The following is a 17,080-nucleotide window of genomic DNA, read 5'->3' on the forward strand; positions in this document are numbered from 1 at the left end:
CCGGAAGTGCGCGCGACGACGTGGCGAGCGGAGGCAGGGATGGCCCTGGGCGGAACCGACCTCAACCTGCTGCTGCCGCTCAAGGCGTTGCTTGAGGAAGGCAACGTGACGCGCGCCGGCCAGCGGTTGAACCTGAGCCAGCCCGCGATGAGTGCGACCCTCGCCCGACTACGGCGGCGCTTCGACGACGAGCTCCTCGTCCGCGCCGGCCGCGAGTACGAGCTGACGCCGTTCGCGCGCGACCTGCTCACCGAGACGCAGCAGGCCGTCCGCTTGGTCGCGCTCGCGCTCGACCTCGAGGACGAGTTCGACCCGAGCACGGCCAACCGCACGTTCCGGCTGGTGATGAGCGACTACGCGATCGCGGTGATCCACGAGCCGTTGGTGCGCATGGTCGAGGCGGACGCGCCCAACGTCCGGCTCGTGATCGGCAACCTGAGCGCCGGCGCGCACGAGTCCGAACGGCTCCTGGTCGACCACGACGCCGTGCTGGCGCCGATGGGGTTCGGCTTCCAGGGGGCGTCCCGACCGCTGTGGACCGATCGCATGGTGGTGCTCGCCGACCGGCGCAACTCGCGTCTCGTCGACGGTGCGCTGACGCTCGAGGACCTGAAGGCGTTGCCCTACGCCGCGGGCAACTTCGGCGCCGGCGTGCTCACGCCCGTCGACCGGATCTTCGGTGAGCTGCGCATCGACCGGCGCCCGGTGCTCACCGTATTCGGCTTCCTGCCGCTGCCCTTCGTCATCGAGGGCACCGACATGTTCGCGGTGGTGCCGGAGAAGCTCGCGCGGCTGCACGCCCGGCGCGACGGCCCGCTGGTCATGGTCGAGCCGCCCTTCGGCGAGGTGCTGCTCGCCGAGGGCTACTGGTACGCCGAGCACCGCCTCGCCGACCCGGCGTACCGCTGGATCTTCGGTCGGCTGGAGGCCGCCTGCGCCGAGCTGTCGACGGTCTAGCGTCCGAGGGCGTCAGTGCCAGTGGTTGGCGTTGGTCGCGCCCGTCGGGCCGGCGAGGTAGCCGACGAACAGCGCGTCGGGATCGCGCTCGGCGCGGATCTTCGCCAGCCGCTCCCACGCGTCGTCGGACAGGAAGCGCAGCTGCCGGTGGGCGAGGTCGCCGTCGCCGAGGTACTGGCCGACGGTGACGGGTTCCAGATCGGCCATCGCCCGGTCGAGCCAGGCGCGGTGCTGCGCGTCCTCGGCCGGGTCGGTCCACAGGACGTAGCTGGCCAGGTAGATCTCCGACTGCACGGAGAACGCCATGTCCGGCAGCTCGCGCAGCGGCGCCATGCTGAACCAGATCGTGAACGCCGCGTCGTTGGGCAGCGTCGTGTAGACCCGCCGGGCGGCGGGGACGACCTCGTCTGGCGTCCCGGCGAGCCAGGCGTTGTCGACGACCCACCGATGACCCTCCGGGTTGTCCTCGAGCTGGGTGGCCCGTTCCTTGTCGAAGGTGGTGGGTTCGGCGTCGACGTGCAGCAGCGCGCGTCCGAGGGCCGGGTTGGTGCGGTACGGGGCGAGGGCGCGGTCGGCCTCCTCGGCGTCGTCGACCAGCGCCAGACCGGTGACGATCAGGATCGGGTCCGGCGAGATGGTCGGGTCGGTCTTGGTGACCGCCACGATCTCGACGGTGTCGGCGACGGTGCCGTGGATCTGCTGCAGCCACGTCATCACCTCGTCGTACTCGTCGAGCGCGAAGACCTGCACGGTGTGCGCGAGGTGGCGCGGGTGCGGGCGGGTGCGCAGGTGGAAGCGGGTGACGACGCCGAAGAAGCCGGGCCCCGAGCCGCGGGCGGCCCAGAACAGGTCGTCGTGGTGCTCGGCGTCGGCGTGGACGAGCTCGCCGTCGGCGGTGACGACGTCGATCGCCTCGACCCACTCGGCCGCCCAGCCCCACCCGCGGGCGTTCCAGCCCTGCCCGCCCTGCAGCAGGAAGCCGCCGATGCCCACGGTGGGGCAGTGCCCGCCGGGGAACATCCGGCCGCGCGCGGCGAGGAAGGGGGCGAGCTCGGCGCCGCCCTGGACCGCGGGCGACGCGGTGGCGATGCCGGTGGTCTCGTCGTAGCCGAGCTCTCGCAGCGCTCCCAGGTCGAGCACCAGCGCGTCCTCGCGCACCGACCAGTGCGCCCAGCTGTGCCCGCCCGAGCGGACCGCAACCCGCCAGCCGCGCTCGCGGGCCAGCCGGACACCGGCGACGACGTCCTGCTCGCTCCCCACCCGCAGCACCGCGGCCGGCGTGCGGTCCGGGAGGCGGCGGTTGAAGATCCGCTCGACCCGCGCGTCGTCGAAGCCGGGCTCGCCGCGCAGGATCAGCTCGCCGTCGAAGGAGTACGAGGTCACGCGGGCTCCACCAGCGCGGTCAGCGTCTCGCCCATGAGACGCCCCGGATCCTCGTCGGGGTCGACGCCGGGGTGGATCTCCCACTCGGCCAGCTTGAGCGAGTTGTCGAGCACCAGCTTCACCCGCGGGAACCGGCGTGCCCAGAAGGCCGGCAGCACGTCGTCGACCGGGTCCCCTGACGTGAGCATCTCGGCCAGGATCACCGCGTCCTCGGCGCACATCGCGGCGCCCTGCGCGATCAGCGGCGGGCAGGCATGCGCGGCGTCGCCGACGATGATCGTCCGACCGCGGAACCAGGGCTCGTCGACGCAGATCGCCTCGATCCACTGGTAGTTGACGACGGCGTCGTCGGCCAGGCTGTCGCGGACCTCGCCCCACGTGCCGCCGTAGCCCTGCCCGCGCTCCTTCAGCTCCCCGCCGCGCGGACCCTCGCCGACGAACGAGCGGTCCAGGTTCTCCTCCAACAGGAACGCGTAGCAGAGGTCCTCGGAGATGGGCGTGTACCCCGCCTTGAACTTGGGGCCGCCGTAGTACAGCTCGGAGCAGTCCATCTGCTGCGGCCGCTGCGCGACGGTGCGCCAGATGCCCATGCCGACCGGCCGCGGCTGCGTCTCGATGCCGATCATCGCGCGCACCTTCGAGCGGATGCCGTCGGCACCGACGACGAGGTCCACCGTCTCGGTGCTGCCGTCGGAGAGCGTGACCGTCACCGCGTCGCCGTGGTCGTCGAGGGCGGTGAGCGTGGTGCCCAGCCGGACGTCGACGCCGGCGGCGGCGATCTCGTCGGCCAGGATGTCGGCGATGTCGCCGCGGACGGCACCCATCGTCCCGGGCAGCCCGGGCCCGCCCATCGGCGGCGTGGGTATCTCGGCGATCAACGCGCCGTCGGCCGCGCGCAGCCGCAGCTTGTCGAACGGGTAGGCGCCGTCGGCGAGGCGGTCGTAGACGCCGACGCTGCGCAGGGCCTTGAGCGCGTTGCCCTGCAGCGTGATGCCGTGCCCCACCCCGCGCAGGGTGTGGCGCAGGTCCACGAGCACGACGGCGACGCCCCGCTGCGCCAGGGACAGCGACAGCACGCCGCCGGTGATGCCGCCACCGACGACGAGGACCCGTCGGGTGCTGGATTCGGGCACGGGGGCCCCCTTTCGCTGTTGCGGCTCAGCAAACCGCCGGCGCGCCGGTGCGAGAACCCCCCTCGCGGTGATGGCAACCATCGCCCGCGCCACCGACCGCGGCCCTCGCACGAATGGTTGGCATCGGCATCGGCTGGTTCCCATTCGCATCGCGCTCAGTCACTCTCGCTGCGGTGACGCCAATCACAGGCGTCGGCGACGGGGCGTGCCCTCCGGTGACGAAGGAGCAACAGATGAGCCAGCAACCCAGCACGGACGGGCGATCCGCGCGGTCGAGTCGACCCCGCCGCGGTCGGCGGGTGGGGGCGGTCGTCGCCGGCGGCGCCGTGCTCGCGCTCGCGCTGACGGCGTGCAGCAGCTCGAGTTCGTCGAGTGGCTCGTCCGGCGGCGGGGCGGGCGAGGTCAGCGCGGCCGCGAAGACCGCGCTCGCCCAGGCCTACAAGGGCGTCGGCGCCGATCTCGCGAACCTGCCGTCCGTCACGCCGAAGGCCGGCGTCAACTTCTACGTGATCTCGTGCGGCCAGTCGGTCTCCAGCTGTTCGGCCCCGACCGCCGCGATGCAGCAGGCCGCCACGGCCGCCGGCTGGTCGGCGCACATGGCCGACGGCAAGCTCAGCCCCAGCGGCTTCGCCGCGGCCATCCGGCAGGCGATCGCCGGCGGCGCGAAGGTCATCGTCCCGATCGGCTTCGACTGCCAGGCCGCGCAGGCCGCCTTCAAGGAGGCCGTGGACGCCGGCATCACCGTCGTCGGCGGCGGCGGGCCCGACGACTGCAGACCGGGACTGTGGAAGTCCGAGCGGCTCTGGCTCAAGGGCTACACCGGCATCCAGGAGTGGAACACCTTCGGCAAGTACGGCGCCGACTGGGCCTACGGGCAGAACAACGGCAAGGTCAAGGCGATCACGCTGACGGCGACCACCAACTCGTGGGGGCCGTGGATCACCGACGGCTTCAAGACCGAGATGACCAAGCTCGGCGGCAGCATCGAGACGAACATCAACGTGACCGACCCGGAGACCGCGGACGGCTCCTTCGTGCAGAAGGTGACGACGGCGCTGCTGGCCCACCCCGACGTCAACGTGCTGCAGGTGCCGGTGGGCGGCTGGCTCAACGCCGGCCTCTACCAGGCCATACAGTCCTCCGGACGCAAGAACCTGACCGTCGTGGTCGGCGGCCAGTCCGACGCCACCACGCTGGCCCTCGTCCGCGGCGGCACCAGGAACGGCATGAAGCTCGGCGCCACCCCGCAGGCTCAGGCGTGGGGCGCCTGGGGGTCGGTCGACACGGCCATCCGCGTGCTGGCAGGCCAGCAGCCGGTCCACATCGGCGAACAGATCCAGGCCGTCGACGCGACGCACAACCTGCCGAAGACGGGCGCGTACCAGGGCACCGTGCAGTGGAAGTCGGCCTTCCTCACGTCGTGGGGCAAGGGCTGACCGTGGTTCCCACCTCGCAGCAGGCGGCGGCCGGGGAGCAGCCCTCGGCCGCCGCCCCGGCGACGGACGTCGCGCTCCGGGTGACGGGCCTCGACAAGAGCTTCGGGGCGGTCCAGGTGCTCAGGAACGCGTCGTTGGTCGTGCGCCACGGCACGATCCACGCCCTGCTCGGCGGGAACGGGTCGGGCAAGAGCACCACGATCAAGATCCTCGCCGGCGTCTACCAGGCGGACGCCGGTCGGCTCGAGATCCGTGGGCAGGGCTATGACCTGGCCGGCTACACCCCGGCGACGGCCGAGCGGTCCGGCCTGCGCTTCGTGCACCAGGACCTCGGCCTGTTCGACGACCTGAGCGTCGAGGAGAACTTCGCGTTCGACGCGGGCTTCCCCCGGACGTCCGGCGGCCGCATCGACTGGAAGACGCTGCGGGCCCGGGTGGCGGAGCTCATGCGCGCCTACGGGATCCACGGCACGCCGCGCACGCCGGTGAACCGGCTGCGCCCGGCCGATCGCACGCTGGTGGCGATCGCCCGTGCCCTGCAGGACGACGCCGCCGGCGACTGCGTGGTCGTGCTCGACGAACCGACCGCCTCGCTCGGCAAGAAGGAGTCCGAGGAGCTGCTCGGCCACGTCCGCCGTCGCGCCGATCTCGGCCAGACCTTCGTCGTCGTCAGCCACCGCATGCAGGAGGTGCTCTCGGTGGCGCAGGACTTCACGGTGTTCCGCGACGGCGCCGTCGTCGGCGAGCTGGTCGACGCGCAGCCGACCGAGGACGAGATCGTGGCGATCATGGCGGGCCGGTCCGTCACCGCGCTGCGGCCGACCGGCTCCATCAGCCACGCCACCAACGACACGGTCCTGGAGTTCCGGCAGATCGCGGCCGGACCGCTGACCGGTGTCGACCTCGCCGTGCATCGGGGCGAGATCGTCGGCATCGCGGGGCTCGCCGGGTCAGGCCGCTCCACGCTGCTGTCCGTCGCCTTCGGCGACCGCGCGCCCGACTCCGGGCAGATGCTGCTCGACGGCCGCCCCTACGCGCCGAGGTCCATCGGCGCGGCCATGGCGGCGGGGGTGGCGCTCGTGCCCGAGGACCGCGCCCACGAAGCGGCCTTCGCCGACCTCACCACCGACGAGAACCTGTCGATGAGCGTCCTCGGCCGGCTCTGGCACGGCGGCCTGCTGCGCAAGCGCGAGTCGCGGGCCAACGCGCGGGCGCTGATCGAGAAGTTCGGCGTGCACGTGGCCGGCCCGGACGCGCTGTTCAGCTCGATGTCTGGCGGCAACCAGCAGAAGGTTGTCCTGGCCCGCTGGTTGCAACGCGACCCGCAGGTGATCCTGCTCGACGAACCCACCCAGGGCGTCGACGTCATGTCCCGGGCCGACATCTACGCGGTGATCCGCGACGCCGCCGCCACGATCGGCGCCTGCGTGCTCATCGCGTCGAGCGACATCGGCGAGCTGCACGCGCTGTGCGACCGCGTCGTCGTCCTCGGGGGAGGACGGATCGTCCACGAGGTCGCAGCGCGCGACGTCGACGTCGACGACCTCACCGCCCTCGTCCTCAAAGCCCCCAGTGCCCCCGGTGACGTCGGCGCGGGAACGATCACGGAAGGCGCCCTGTCATGACCGACACCTCGCACGCGGTCGCGAAACCTGCGTCGACCGACCCGTCCCCGGAGCCGCCGGCGGGCACGTCGACCCCCGGCCGCCGGCTCGACGGCGGTTCCGCCGTCCAGTTCCTGGAGCGCTACGCGCTCCTCGTGATCACGGCGGCCGTCGCCGTCTTCTTCGCGGTGACCTCGCCGGCCAGCGAGGCCTTCCCGACCCTGGACAACGCCAACGTCGTCCTCGGCAACAACGCGGTGACGGCACTGATCGCGCTGGCCGCGCTGTTCCCGCTGGTCAGCGGCTTCTTCGACTTCTCCATCGGCTCGGTCGCCATCCTGACCTCGGTCCTGTGCGCCGGTCTGCAGACCAAGACCGGCCTGCCGCTGTGGTTGGCGATCGTGATCCCGATGGCGGTCTCGATCGGGATCGGCCTCGTCAACGGGCTGCTGGTCACGACCTTCCGGATGAGTCCCTTCGTGACGACGCTGGGCATGGCGACCCTGCTCACCGGCATCACCACCTGGTACTGCTCGGGAACGACCTTCACCCTCGACAGCTCGTCGTCGCTGATCTCTTTCGGCTCGCAGCGTTGGATCCAGCTGCCGGTCGTCTTCTTCGTGGTGCTGATCGTGGCGGCCGTCGTCTGGTACTTCTTCCGGCACACGCCCTACGGTCGCTCGCTCTACGCCATCGGCTCGAACGTGACGAGCGCCCGGCTCGTCGGCATGCCCGTCGACCGCAACGTGCGCTTCGCCTTCGTCGCCTCCTCGACCATCTCCGGATTCGCCGGGATCGTCGAGCTCGCCCGGCAGGGGAGTGCCACGGCGGTCGACGGGGGCTCGCTGCTGTTTCCCGCCCTCGCTGCCGTGTTCCTTGGCGCCACGGCCATCACACCGGGCTTCTTCAACGTCGTCGGCACGATCGTCAGCGCGATCTTCGTGTCGATCACGGTCAGCGGCCTGACCCTGATGGGCGCGAGCGGCTGGGTGACCAACGTCTTCAACGGCGCCGCGCTGCTCGTCGCCGTCGGCCTGTCGACCTGGCTCGGCCGCCGCAAGCTGCGCGGCAAGGCCTAGCGCGACCCCCACCGCCCGTCCCCCGTCACGAGGAGAACCCCATGGCCTACGTCGTCAGCGCAACCTGGACCGCGCACCCCGGCAAGGAGGACGTCGTCCGCGACGCCATCGAGAAGCTGACCCCGCCGTCGCGCGCGGAGCCCGGGAACCGCTGCTACCAGGCGTTCCAGGACCCGGCCGAGCCGCAGGTCTTCCGGCTGTTCGAGATCTACGACGACGAGCAGGCCTACGCCGCGCACGGTGCGTCGGAGCATTTCGCGCAGTTCGGCCACGGCCAGGCGATCCCGGTGCTCGCGGATCGGCAGCGCGCGTTCTACGAGACCATCGGCTGAGCGGACATGCGCTTGGCGACGTTCCGCGGGATCGGCGAGCCGGCCGCCACCCGCCGGGTCGGTCTCGTGGTCGGGGACAGCAGCCGGTGGTGGCTGCACCCGTTCGCCGACGGCACCGATCTCCTCGCGCTGCTGACGGCGCCGGTGGCGGAGCGGGAGCGGGCCGCCGACGAGGCGGCCCAGGGCGACGGCCTGTCGGCGGCCGAGGTCGTCCTGCTGCCCCCGGTGTACCCGGTGGCGATGCGTGACTTCCTGACCTTCGAGGCGCACGTCGACGGCATGGAGCGTGGTCACGGCAATCCCGGGCCGCCGGCGGCGTGGTACGACGCGCCCGTCTTCCTCTTCATGGCGCCCCACGCCGTGGTGGGTGCGTACGACGACGTGCCGATGCCGCCGGACACCGCGCAGTTCGACTTCGAGCTCGAGATCGCGGCGGTGATCTGCCGGGACGTCCACGACGTCACGCCCGAGCAGGCGCGGGACGCGATCGGCGGCTACTGCGTGATGAACGACTGGTCGGCGCGCGACGTGCAGGGCAAGGAGATGACCTTGAAGCTGGGGCCGTCCAAGGGCAAGGACTTCGCCACCACCATCGGGCCGTGGATCGTCACTGCCGACGAGCTCGACGACTGCCGCGACGCCGACGGCCTGCTGGACCTGCGGATGTCGGTGCAGGTCAACGGCCGACGGCTGGGTTCGGACCGTTCCGGGCACATGGGCTGGTCCTTCGAGCAGCTGGTGTCCCACGCGTCGCGCGCGTCGTGGGTCAAGGCCGGCGAGGTGCTCGCGTCGGGCACCTGCTCGGGCGGGTCGCTGGCCGAGTCGTGGGGACGCAACGGGTCGCTCACACCGGCTCCGCTGCAGGTGGGCGACGTGGTGGAGATGACGATCGAACGGCTCGGCACGATCCGCAACGTCGTCACCCCGCAGCGCGACACGGTGGCCGCCGTCGCGCCCGCGCGGCGCCGCGCCCGGGTGGCGGAGTCGGCATGACGAACAAGTCGGTGACGACGCGCAACCCTGCGACCGGCGAGGCGCTCGCGACCTACGCCGCGCACGACGAGGCGGCGGTCGAGGAGGCGCTCGCGCAGGCGAGCGCGGCCGCGCAGGCCTGGGGCGCGACCTCGCTGACCGATCGGCTCGCCATGCTGCGCGCCTTGGGCGCGCTGCTCACTGAACGGCGTGCCGAGTACGCCGCGCTGATCACCGCGGAGATGGGCAAGCCGATCACCGAAGCACTCGGTGAGATCGACAAGTGTGCGGGGAACTGCGAGGTCGTCGCCGATCTCGCGCCGCACTGGCTCGCCGATCACGAGGTCGCGTCCGGCGCCACCCGGTCCTGGCTGTCCTACGAGCCGCTGGGCGTCGTGTTCGCGGTCATGCCGTGGAACTTCCCGTTCTGGCAGGTGCTGCGCTTCGCCTGCGCGGCGCTCTCGGCCGGCAATGCCGCCCTGCTCAAGCACAGTCCGGACGTGACGGGGTCGGCGCTGGCGATCGAGACGCTCTTCGCCGACGCCGGGGCGCCGGCCGGGCTGTTCCGCAGCCTCGTCGTCCCGGCCGAGGACGTCGCCGCCGTGTCCCGCCGGGTCGTCGAGGACGCCCGCGTCGCGGCGGTGACCCTGACCGGCAGCGAGCGCGCCGGCTCGTCGCTCGCTTCGCTGGCCGCGGCGCAGATCAAGAAGTCCGTCCTGGAGCTCGGCGGCTCGGACCCGTTCGTGGTGCTGGCCGACGCCGACGTGCCGGCGGCCGCCGCGACGGCGGTCCGCGCGCGCTTCACCAACACCGGCCAGAGCTGCGTGTGCGCCAAGCGGTTCGTCGTCCACCAGGACGTCGCGGACGAGTTCGTCGAGCACTTCCTGCGTGGCGTCGCGGCGCTGACCGTGGGGGACCCGACCGACGCTGCGACGACCGTCGGACCGATGGCGCGGCCGGACCTGCGCGACGGCATCGTCGACCAGGTCGAGCGGAGCGTCGCGCAGGGCGCGCGGCTGGTCACCGGGGGCGGGGCCATCGACGCGCCGGGCTGCTGGGTCGAGCCGACCGTCCTCGACGACGTCCGGCCCGGTATGGCCGCGTTCGACGAGGAGACGTTCGGGCCGGTCGCCGCGATCAGCCGGGCCCGCGACGACGATGACGCGGTCGAGCTCGCCAACGCCACCACCTTCGGCCTCGGCGCCTCGGTGTGGGGCGGCGACGAGCACGCGCTGGCGATCGGGCGCCGCATCAGGTCGGGCGCGCTGTTCGTCAACGCCATGGTCGCCTCCGACCCCCGCCTGCCCTTCGGCGGTGTCGGCCGAAGCGGGTACGGCCGCGAGCTGTCGGCCGAGGGCGTGCGCGAGTTCACCAACGTCCGCACGGTGGTCGTCGCCTGATGCGGCTCGACCACGTCGGCCTCAGCGTCGCCGACCTGCCCGCGATGACCACGTGGTACGTGCGCGCGCTCGAGCTGCAGGTCGAGTTCGAGTTCGCGCTCGACGGTGTCGACTTCCGCGGTGCGATGCTCCGCTCGGCGGACGGGTGGCGCCTGGAGCTGCTGCATCGTCCGGAAGGGCGCCCCGGCCTGCAGGCGGCGAACCCGGTCGAGGCGGCGCTGACCCACGGCTTCGGTCACATCGCGCTCGACGTCGCGGTGGTGGACGACGCCTACGACGCGCTGCTCGACGCGGGCGCCACCGACCGCATGAGCCCGCGGCCGTCCCCGGAGCCGGGGGTGCGGATGGCCTTCGTCGCCGACCCCGAGGGCAACCTGGTCGAACTGCTCGACCGCACGACGTCAGGGGGAACACGATGACCGGGCGACTCGACGACAGGATCGCGCTGATCACGGGGATCGGTGGTGGCATGGGGCGCACCGCCGCGCTGCGGTTCGCCGCCGAGGGTGCCCGAATCGTGGGCTGCGACGTGAACGAGCAGACCCTCGCGGAGACGCTGACGCTCGTCCGCGCGGCGGGCGGCGAGATCGCGGGCTTCGCGCCCGTCGACCTGTCCGACGCCGACGCGGCGGGGCGATGGGTGGAGTCGGCGGCGGCGGTGTTCGGCGGCATCGACATCCTCTACAACAACGCCTCACACCCCGTGTTCGGCGCGATCGACGAGCTGTCGGTCGAGTCGTGGGACCACGGCATCGCCAACGAGCTGAACCTGATCTTCTACACGACCCGGGTCGCGTGGGCGCACCTCAAGAAGTCCGGCGCCGGTGTCGTGGTCAACATCGGCTCGATCGCCGGCATGCGCGGGGTCGAGTTCATGCCGCAGAACGTCCACGGCGCGGCCAAGGCCGGTGTCATCAACCTGACCCAGCAGCTCGCCGTCGAGGGCGCGCCGCACGGCATCCGCGCGGTCTCGATCAGCCCGGGGTTCGTCGTCACCCCGGCGACCGAATGGCTGCTCGACGGCGGGGACGAGGCGTTCCGCAGCAACCTCGCCCGGATCCCGCTCGGCCGCCCGGGACGTCCGGACGACATCGTCAACGCCGCCGTGTTCCTCGCCTCCGACGAGGCGTCCTGGATCACCGGTCACAACCTGGTCGTCGACGGGGGCGGCACCGTCCTCGGTTGACGGTCGCGTCGTCGGTCCCGCTGCCACCACGTAGGAACGAAGGAAGAAGCGCATGAACACCACCCCGAACGAGCACGGCATCACCCACCTGCGCCACGTCGACCTCGCGGTGCCCGACTTCGCCACGCAGCGGACGTTCTACAAGGACACCTGGGGCCTGACCGAGGTCGGCACCGACGGTGAGCTGTCCTACCTCGCCGCCGAGGGCTCGCCGGAGCAGTACATCGTGCGGCTGCGCAGGGCGGCCGAGAAGCGGCTGGACCTCATCGCGTTCGGCATGGACAGCACCGCGTCGGTCGACGCGTTCGCGCAGACGCTCGCCGGCAGGGGCGTGCAGCTGGTCGGCGAGCCGGCCGCCCTGCAGACCGCCGGTGGCGGGTACGGCTTCCGGTTCTTCGACATCGACGGGCGCACCATCGAGGTCAGCGCCGACGTCGAGACCCGCCGGCACCGCCCGATCGAGGAACGCGAGGCCATCCCGGTGCGGCTGTCGCACGCGGTCATGAACAGCACCGACATCCACCGCACCCGCGACTTCTACGCCGCGGTGCTCGGCTTCCGGCTCACCGACACCCTCTACACGCCGCACATGGGCCAGGTCATGCACTTCATGCGGTGCAACGACTGGCACCACAGCCTGGCGATCGCCCACGGCCCGCACCCGTCGGTGCACCACGTCTCGTTCGAGATGCGGGGCATCGACGAGTACCTGCGCGGCACCGGGCGCGTGCTGCAGGCCGGCACCAAGAAGATCTGGGGCCCCGGCCGGCACACCGCCGGCGACAACACCTTCACCTACTTCCTCGACCCCAGCGGCAACACGATGGAGTACACCACCGCGCTGGAGACGATCACGACCGACGAGTGGCACCCCACCGTGTACGACGTCACGCAGCCCGGGGTGCAGGACCAGTGGGGGATCGCCGACCCGTTCAGCGAGATCGTCGCGAAGGACAGCTTCAACGATCCCGACCGCGGCGTCTTCGTCGCCCCGCCGGTCTGACCGCCGTGACCGAGCAGGCGGCGCACCCGCTGCACACCGGCCGGCTGGCCGGCAAGATCGTGGTCGTCACCGGGGCAGCCCGGGGGCAGGGCGCCGCCGAGGCGCGGGCGCTGGCCGCCGAGGGCGCGCTCGTCATCTCCACCGACGTGCTCGACTTCGACGCCGACGGTGCCGAGAGCCAGCCCTGGGCGCAGGGCAACGTCGTCGAGCGACGTCTGGACGTCACCGACGCCGACGGCTGGGCGCAGCTGGCCGACTGGCTGCGGGGCGAGCACGGTCGGGTCGACGCGCTGGTCAACAACGCCGGCGTCGCCGCCCGCGAGCGACTGCCGCACGTCTCGCTCGACCAGTGGCACCGGACGTTCGACGTCAACGTCACCGGTCCGCTGCTCGGCATGCAGGCACTGGTGCCGCTGATGGCGCCGGGGTCGAGCATCGTCAACATCTGCTCGGTCGCGGCCGTCTCCGGCCATGCGGCCGCGGCGTACACGGCCAGCAAGTGGGCGCTGCGCGGACTCTCCCGCTCGGCGTCGCTCGAGCTCGGCGAGCGCGGCATCCGCGTCAACGCGATCATGCCCGGGCTGATCGACACGCCGCTGATGGCGTCGGCGTCACCGGCCTTCGCCGACGCGGCCGTCGCCGAGGTGCCGCTCGGACGCATGGGCGTGCCCGCGGACATCGCGCCGACCGTCGTCTTCCTCGTCTCCGACGACTCGGCGTACTACAACGGCGCCGAGATCGTCATCGACGGCGGGCTGACCGCCCACGTCTCGCACAAGGGGATCGCCGACGCCACCAGACCGCCCGGGCCACCCGGGTGAGGTTCGCGACCGTCGCGCACGGGGGACGCACCGTGGCGGCCGTGGTCGCCCGCGACCGGGTGCACGAGCTCCCCGACCGGACGGTGGCCGACCTCGTGGCGTCGGGGCTGGCGGCCGCCCTCGAGGCAGGTGGGGCGGCCCTGGCCGGGCCGGGTGTGCCGCTTGCCGACGTCACGCTCGCGCTGCCGTACCGGCCGGCCAGCGTGCGTGACTTCGTGACGTTCGAGAGCCACGTCGAGGGCGTGCGGCGCAGCGTCGAGGGCGCAGCCGGCGTCCCGTCGGCGTGGTACGACGCGCCGACGTTCTACTTCACCAACCCGCATGCGCTCTACGGCCCGGGTGCGGCAATACGCCGCCCGGCGCACTCGCGCGCCCTCGACTTCGAGCTGGAGGTCGGGGTTGTGCTCGGCCGCGACGGGGCGTCGCTGTCCGAGGCCGAGGCGCACGACGCGATCTTCGGCTACACCGTCGTCAACGACTGGTCGGCGCGTGACCTGCAGGCGCGCGAGATGCAGGTCGGCCTCGGCCCGGCCAAGGGCAAGGACTTCGCCACCTCGATCGGCCCGTGGCTCGTCACGGCCGACGAGCTCGCACCGCGCCTCGACGGGAGCGGCCGGCTCGACCTCGACTGCCGGGTGTCCGTGAACGGCGTCCCGATCGGTCGGGACCGGCTCGCGCACATGCACTGGACCTTCCCGCAGCTGATCGCCTACGCCTCCCGTGACTCCGTGGTGCGTGCCGGCGACCTGCTCGCCTCCGGCACCACCGGGGGTGGCGGCTGCCTGGCCGAGCTGTGGGGCCGGCGCGGCAGCCAGGACCCGCCGCCGCTCGAGCCGGGTGACGAGGTGGTCATGCGGGTCGAGGGGATCGGCGAGCTCGCCGGCACGGTGGCCGACGACGCCGGCGGACGCGGATGACCTGGTGATCCGGTTGCTGTCAGTCGTCGGAGACCGGTCGCCCGGCGCGGCGGCCCGTCCGTTCACCTCGCTCCGATGCGTCCAACGCGTCCGCCCAGGTTCGCAGTAGCCGTTCGAGCGCGCGGCGGTCCTCCCGCCGCAGCCCGGCCACCAGACGCTTCTCGTTCGCCATGTGCGCGGTGTACGCCTCATCGATGAGGGCGCGGCCGGTCTCGGTCAGCTCGACGACCAGCCGCCCGCGCCCGTCGTCGCGGTGCGGTGTGCGCCGCACCCAGCCCGCCTGCTCGAGCCGGTCGAGCCGCTTGGTGACGGCGCCCGTGGTCACCATGGTGCGTTCGGCGAGGTCGATGGGGCTCACCCCGGCGCCGTGACCCTCCCTGCGGAGGGTCGCCAGGATGTCGAACTCGCCCTCGCCGAGGCCGAACTGCCGGTACCCGGCGACGAGTTCCGCGGTCAGCCGTCCGGCCAACCGGTGCAGGCGCGCGACGACGGCCATGGGAGCGGTGTCGAGATCCGGGCGCTCGCGTCGCCACTGCGCCCGGATCTCGTCGACGCGGTCGGTCGAGGTCACCACGCCAGTATAGCTTCCACGGAAGCTACACTGGCTTCCATGGAAGCCAGCTCGTTGCGCGTCACGGCGGTGACCGCCGTCGCGCCGATCTCGTGGGGGTCGACCTACGTCGTCACGCGCCACCTCCTGCCCATGGACGCGCCACTGTGGGGCGCGACGCTCCGCGCGCTGCCGGCCGGGCTGCTGCTGCTCGCGTTGTGTCGGCGGCTGCCGCAGGAAAGCTGGTGGTGGCGCTCGTTCGTCCTCGGCGCGATCAACTTCGCGGCGTTCTTCGTCCTCGTCTACGTCGCTGCCCAGCTGCTGCCCTCGTCGGTGGCGGCGTCCGTGATGGCTCTCGCCCCGCTCGCGCTCGGCGGGTTCGCCTTCGTGCTGCTCGGGCAACGACTGGACGCCCGGTTCTTCCTCGCGGCCGTGACGGGCGTGGTCGGCGTGGCCCTGCTCGTGGGGCTCCCGACCAGCGGGATCGACGCGCGCGGGGTTGCCGCCTCGGTGGGCGCGCTGCTGCTCTCCGCGGGCGGCTCGGTGTTGTCGACGAGATGGCGCGGTGACCTCCCGCTGCTCGCGTCCACCTGCTGGCAACTCCTCGCGGGCGGCCTGCTGCTGCTCGTGGCCGCCGCGCTCGTCGAAGGGACGCCACCTCGTCTCGGTCCGGTCGGCATCGTCGCGGTCACCTACGTCAGCGTCGTCGCGACCGCCGGCGCCTTCTGCTGCTGGTTCTTCGGCCTGTCACGGTCGACCGCCGGCAACGTCGGGCTGATCGGCCTGCTCAACCCGGCGACCGGCATCGCCCTCGGCGTCGTCCTGGCCGGCGAGACCCTCGGCCCATGGCAGGTCGTCGGCGCCGGGCTCGTGCTCGGCGCCATCGTCACCACGGTGACGTCGCGGGGTGGGGCCCGGCAGATCGGTCGACCTCGGCCCGGCAGGCACGAGCCGCGCTGACCGTCCCGCGCGAGCGATCGGGCGCGGCTATGCCCGCCATCACAACCGCGGACTTCCGACCTGGACGGGGCGGCGGCACAGTCGGGTCATGTTCGAGTACTTCAGCGGGCCCAAGTACGTCTGGAATCTCGGCGTGTGCGCCACGTTGAACAACGGCGGTGCCATCGACGAGGTGGACCGCGCCTGTCGGCCGGCCCGTGACGCCACCGACGTCGACTCGGGCAGCGCGCTCTACATGCGGTCGTGGAAGGCGGTCGCCGATCAGGTCGCCGAGCAGGCCCGGGCCTCGGAGGCCGCGGGGCACCGCCGCACCGCCGGTCAGGAGTGGTACCGCGCCGGCCTCTACGTCTGCCAGTCCGAACGGCTGCTGAGCAACACCGACCCGGGACGCCGGGAGTACTACCGACAGGCGCTGGACGCGTTCGCGAAGGTCTTCGAGCTCGCCGACCCGGCGACGTCCCGGGTCGCGGTGCCGTTCGAGGGCACCACCCTGCCGGCGTACTTCTCGAATGCCAGCACCGACGGCGAACCTCGGCCCTGCGTGATCATGTGGAACGGGCTGGACTCCACCAAGGAGCACCTCTACTGCTCGGGCTGGCCGGCCGAGATGCGGGCGCGCGGGGTCTCGGTGCTGATGGTCGACTGCCCGGGCTCGGGCGAGACCCTGCGCTTCGGCGACCTGAAGGCACGCATCGAGACCGAGGACTGGGCCACGGCCTGCGTCGACTACCTCGAGACGCGCGACGACGTGGACCCCGAGCGGATCGGCCTTGCCGCGCAGTCGCTGGGCGGCTACTACGCGCCGCGGGCGGCCGCGTTCGAGAAGCGCATCAAGTTCGTCGCTGTCTGGGGCGCGAACCACAACTGGGGCGAGGTGCAGAAGAAGCGGCTGCAACGCGAGGGCGCGAACCCCGTGCCGCACTACTGGGCGCACGTGCTGTGGGTGTGGGGTTTCGACGACGTCGAGAAGTTCGTCGAGTACGCCGAGGGCATCACCCTCGACGGGGTGGTCGAGAAGATCACCTGCCCCTTCCTCATCGCCCACGGCGCCAACGACCGGCAGATCTCGGTCGCCTACGCGCACCGGTCCTACGACCAGGCGATCAACTCCAGCAAGCGCGAGCTGCGGATATTCACCGCCGAGGAGGGCGCGGCGGAGCACGTCGGCCTCGACCATATGCCGCATATCAACGCCTACATCGCCGACTGGGTCGAGGACACGCTGGCCGAGCTCGACGCGGCCCCGTCGGCCTGACCGCGGGCCGCCGACGACCCTCGTGCTCGACGACCCTCGTGCTCGACGACGCGACGGTGCGCTCGGTCTTCGACCGGCGCAGCGCCGTCGGC

At 72.2% G+C, this 17,080-nt stretch carries 17 protein-coding genes; 14 read left to right on the forward strand and 3 right to left on the reverse strand.

Going from position 1 to position 17,080, the window contains the following annotated elements; genetic code table 11:
* Window positions 1-39 precede the first annotated feature (39 nt).
* Entirely contained in the window at window positions 40-957 is a 918-nt protein-coding gene (locus BUE29_RS17890; protein WP_073391790.1) for a LysR family transcriptional regulator, read from the forward strand.
* A gap of 12 nt (window positions 958-969) precedes the next feature.
* Here BUE29_RS17890 and BUE29_RS17895 read toward each other — a convergent pair whose 3' ends face one another.
* Window positions 970-2,340 (reverse strand): FAD-binding oxidoreductase, encoded by a 1,371-nt coding sequence (locus BUE29_RS17895; protein WP_073391791.1) that lies wholly within the window; start codon window positions 2,338-2,340, stop codon window positions 970-972.
* Window positions 2,337-3,473, reverse strand: a complete 1,137-nt coding sequence (locus tag BUE29_RS17900; protein ID WP_073391792.1) for an FAD-dependent monooxygenase — start codon at window positions 3,471-3,473, stop codon at window positions 2,337-2,339. Before BUE29_RS17900 ends, BUE29_RS17895 begins: the two co-directional genes overlap by 4 nt.
* A gap of 233 nt (window positions 3,474-3,706) precedes the next feature.
* Here BUE29_RS17900 and BUE29_RS17905 point away from each other — a divergent pair, with 233 nt between their 5' ends.
* Genes BUE29_RS17905 through BUE29_RS17955 form a run of 11 tightly spaced genes read left to right on the forward strand, consistent with a single transcriptional unit; the run spans window position 3,707 to window position 14,223 of the window.
* A complete protein-coding gene (locus tag BUE29_RS17905; protein WP_143168235.1) occupies window positions 3,707-4,909 on the forward strand; it encodes a sugar ABC transporter substrate-binding protein in 1,203 nt (400 codons plus the stop codon).
* 2 nt (window positions 4,910-4,911) lie between these two features.
* Window positions 4,912-6,534, forward strand: a complete 1,623-nt coding sequence (locus BUE29_RS17910; protein WP_084181357.1) for a sugar ABC transporter ATP-binding protein — start codon at window positions 4,912-4,914, stop codon at window positions 6,532-6,534.
* The gene (locus tag BUE29_RS17915) at window positions 6,531-7,592 is read left to right on the forward strand and encodes an ABC transporter permease (protein WP_073391794.1); all 1,062 of its coding nucleotides are present in this window, start codon (window positions 6,531-6,533) and stop codon (window positions 7,590-7,592) included. The genes BUE29_RS17910 and BUE29_RS17915 overlap by 4 nt, the downstream gene beginning before the upstream one ends.
* Window positions 7,593-7,633: 41 nt before the next feature.
* Window positions 7,634-7,924 (forward strand): putative quinol monooxygenase, encoded by a 291-nt coding sequence (locus BUE29_RS17920; protein ID WP_073391795.1) that lies wholly within the window; start codon window positions 7,634-7,636, stop codon window positions 7,922-7,924.
* Between the two features lie 6 nt (window positions 7,925-7,930).
* Window positions 7,931-8,917: a fumarylacetoacetate hydrolase family protein gene (locus BUE29_RS17925; RefSeq protein ID WP_073391796.1), complete on the forward strand. Its 987-nt coding sequence runs from the start codon at window positions 7,931-7,933 to the stop codon at window positions 8,915-8,917.
* Window positions 8,914-10,296 carry an NAD-dependent succinate-semialdehyde dehydrogenase gene (locus BUE29_RS17930; protein WP_073391797.1) on the forward strand — a complete coding sequence of 461 codons (1,383 nt, stop codon included), beginning with the start codon at window positions 8,914-8,916 and terminating at the stop codon, window positions 10,294-10,296. Before BUE29_RS17925 ends, BUE29_RS17930 begins: the two co-directional genes overlap by 4 nt.
* Window positions 10,296-10,715: a VOC family protein gene (locus BUE29_RS17935; RefSeq protein WP_200800296.1), complete on the forward strand. Its 420-nt coding sequence runs from the start codon at window positions 10,296-10,298 to the stop codon at window positions 10,713-10,715. The genes BUE29_RS17930 and BUE29_RS17935 overlap by 1 nt, the downstream gene beginning before the upstream one ends.
* Entirely contained in the window at window positions 10,712-11,482 is a 771-nt protein-coding gene (locus BUE29_RS17940) for an SDR family NAD(P)-dependent oxidoreductase (protein ID WP_073391798.1), read from the forward strand. The genes BUE29_RS17935 and BUE29_RS17940 overlap by 4 nt, the downstream gene beginning before the upstream one ends.
* A 52-nt stretch (window positions 11,483-11,534) precedes the next feature.
* Window positions 11,535-12,485, forward strand: coding sequence for a VOC family protein (locus tag BUE29_RS17945; protein WP_073391799.1), 951 nt, complete (start codon window positions 11,535-11,537; stop codon window positions 12,483-12,485).
* 5 nt (window positions 12,486-12,490) lie between these two features.
* Entirely contained in the window at window positions 12,491-13,306 is an 816-nt protein-coding gene (locus BUE29_RS17950) for an SDR family NAD(P)-dependent oxidoreductase (RefSeq protein WP_234971511.1), read from the forward strand.
* Window positions 13,303-14,223, forward strand: coding sequence for a fumarylacetoacetate hydrolase family protein (locus BUE29_RS17955; RefSeq protein WP_073391800.1), 921 nt, complete (start codon window positions 13,303-13,305; stop codon window positions 14,221-14,223). Before BUE29_RS17950 ends, BUE29_RS17955 begins: the two co-directional genes overlap by 4 nt.
* A 19-nt stretch (window positions 14,224-14,242) precedes the next feature.
* Here BUE29_RS17955 and BUE29_RS17960 read toward each other — a convergent pair whose 3' ends face one another.
* Window positions 14,243-14,794: a MarR family winged helix-turn-helix transcriptional regulator gene (locus BUE29_RS17960; RefSeq protein ID WP_073391961.1), complete on the reverse strand. Its 552-nt coding sequence runs from the start codon at window positions 14,792-14,794 to the stop codon at window positions 14,243-14,245.
* Window positions 14,795-14,833: 39 nt separating this feature from the next.
* On the opposite strand from BUE29_RS17960, the gene BUE29_RS17965 reads away from it, so the two are divergent.
* Both BUE29_RS17965 and BUE29_RS17970 read left to right on the forward strand, forming a co-directional pair.
* Window positions 14,834-15,733 (forward strand): DMT family transporter, encoded by a 900-nt coding sequence (locus BUE29_RS17965; protein ID WP_073391801.1) that lies wholly within the window; start codon window positions 14,834-14,836, stop codon window positions 15,731-15,733.
* 88 nt (window positions 15,734-15,821) lie between these two features.
* Window positions 15,822-16,988 (forward strand): alpha/beta hydrolase family protein, encoded by a 1,167-nt coding sequence (locus BUE29_RS17970; RefSeq protein WP_073391802.1) that lies wholly within the window; start codon window positions 15,822-15,824, stop codon window positions 16,986-16,988.
* Window positions 16,989-17,080 lie beyond the last annotated feature (92 nt).

This window comes from Jatrophihabitans endophyticus (assembly GCF_900129455.1).
Taxonomy (GTDB): Bacteria; Actinomycetota; Actinomycetes; order Mycobacteriales; family Jatrophihabitantaceae; genus Jatrophihabitans; species Jatrophihabitans endophyticus.

Bases quoted from the DNA above. Each gene is read 5' to 3' on its own strand.
- BUE29_RS17890 (WP_073391790.1), top strand. From the start codon at position 40: ATGGCCCTGGGCGGAACCGACCTCAACCTGCTGCTGCCGCTCAAGGCG.
- BUE29_RS17905 (WP_143168235.1), top strand. From the start codon at position 3,707: ATGAGCCAGCAACCCAGCACGGACGGGCGATCCGCGCGGTCGAGTCGA.
- BUE29_RS17915 (WP_073391794.1), top strand. From the start codon at position 6,531: ATGACCGACACCTCGCACGCGGTCGCGAAACCTGCGTCGACCGACCCG.
- BUE29_RS17920 (WP_073391795.1), top strand. From the start codon at position 7,634: ATGGCCTACGTCGTCAGCGCAACCTGGACCGCGCACCCCGGCAAGGAG.
- BUE29_RS17925 (WP_073391796.1), top strand. From the start codon at position 7,931: ATGCGCTTGGCGACGTTCCGCGGGATCGGCGAGCCGGCCGCCACCCGC.
- BUE29_RS17930 (WP_073391797.1), top strand. From the start codon at position 8,914: ATGACGAACAAGTCGGTGACGACGCGCAACCCTGCGACCGGCGAGGCG.
- BUE29_RS17935 (WP_200800296.1), top strand. From the start codon at position 10,296: ATGCGGCTCGACCACGTCGGCCTCAGCGTCGCCGACCTGCCCGCGATG.
- BUE29_RS17940 (WP_073391798.1), top strand. From the start codon at position 10,712: ATGACCGGGCGACTCGACGACAGGATCGCGCTGATCACGGGGATCGGT.
- BUE29_RS17945 (WP_073391799.1), top strand. From the start codon at position 11,535: ATGAACACCACCCCGAACGAGCACGGCATCACCCACCTGCGCCACGTC.
- BUE29_RS17965 (WP_073391801.1), top strand. From the start codon at position 14,834: ATGGAAGCCAGCTCGTTGCGCGTCACGGCGGTGACCGCCGTCGCGCCG.
- BUE29_RS17970 (WP_073391802.1), top strand. From the start codon at position 15,822: ATGTTCGAGTACTTCAGCGGGCCCAAGTACGTCTGGAATCTCGGCGTG.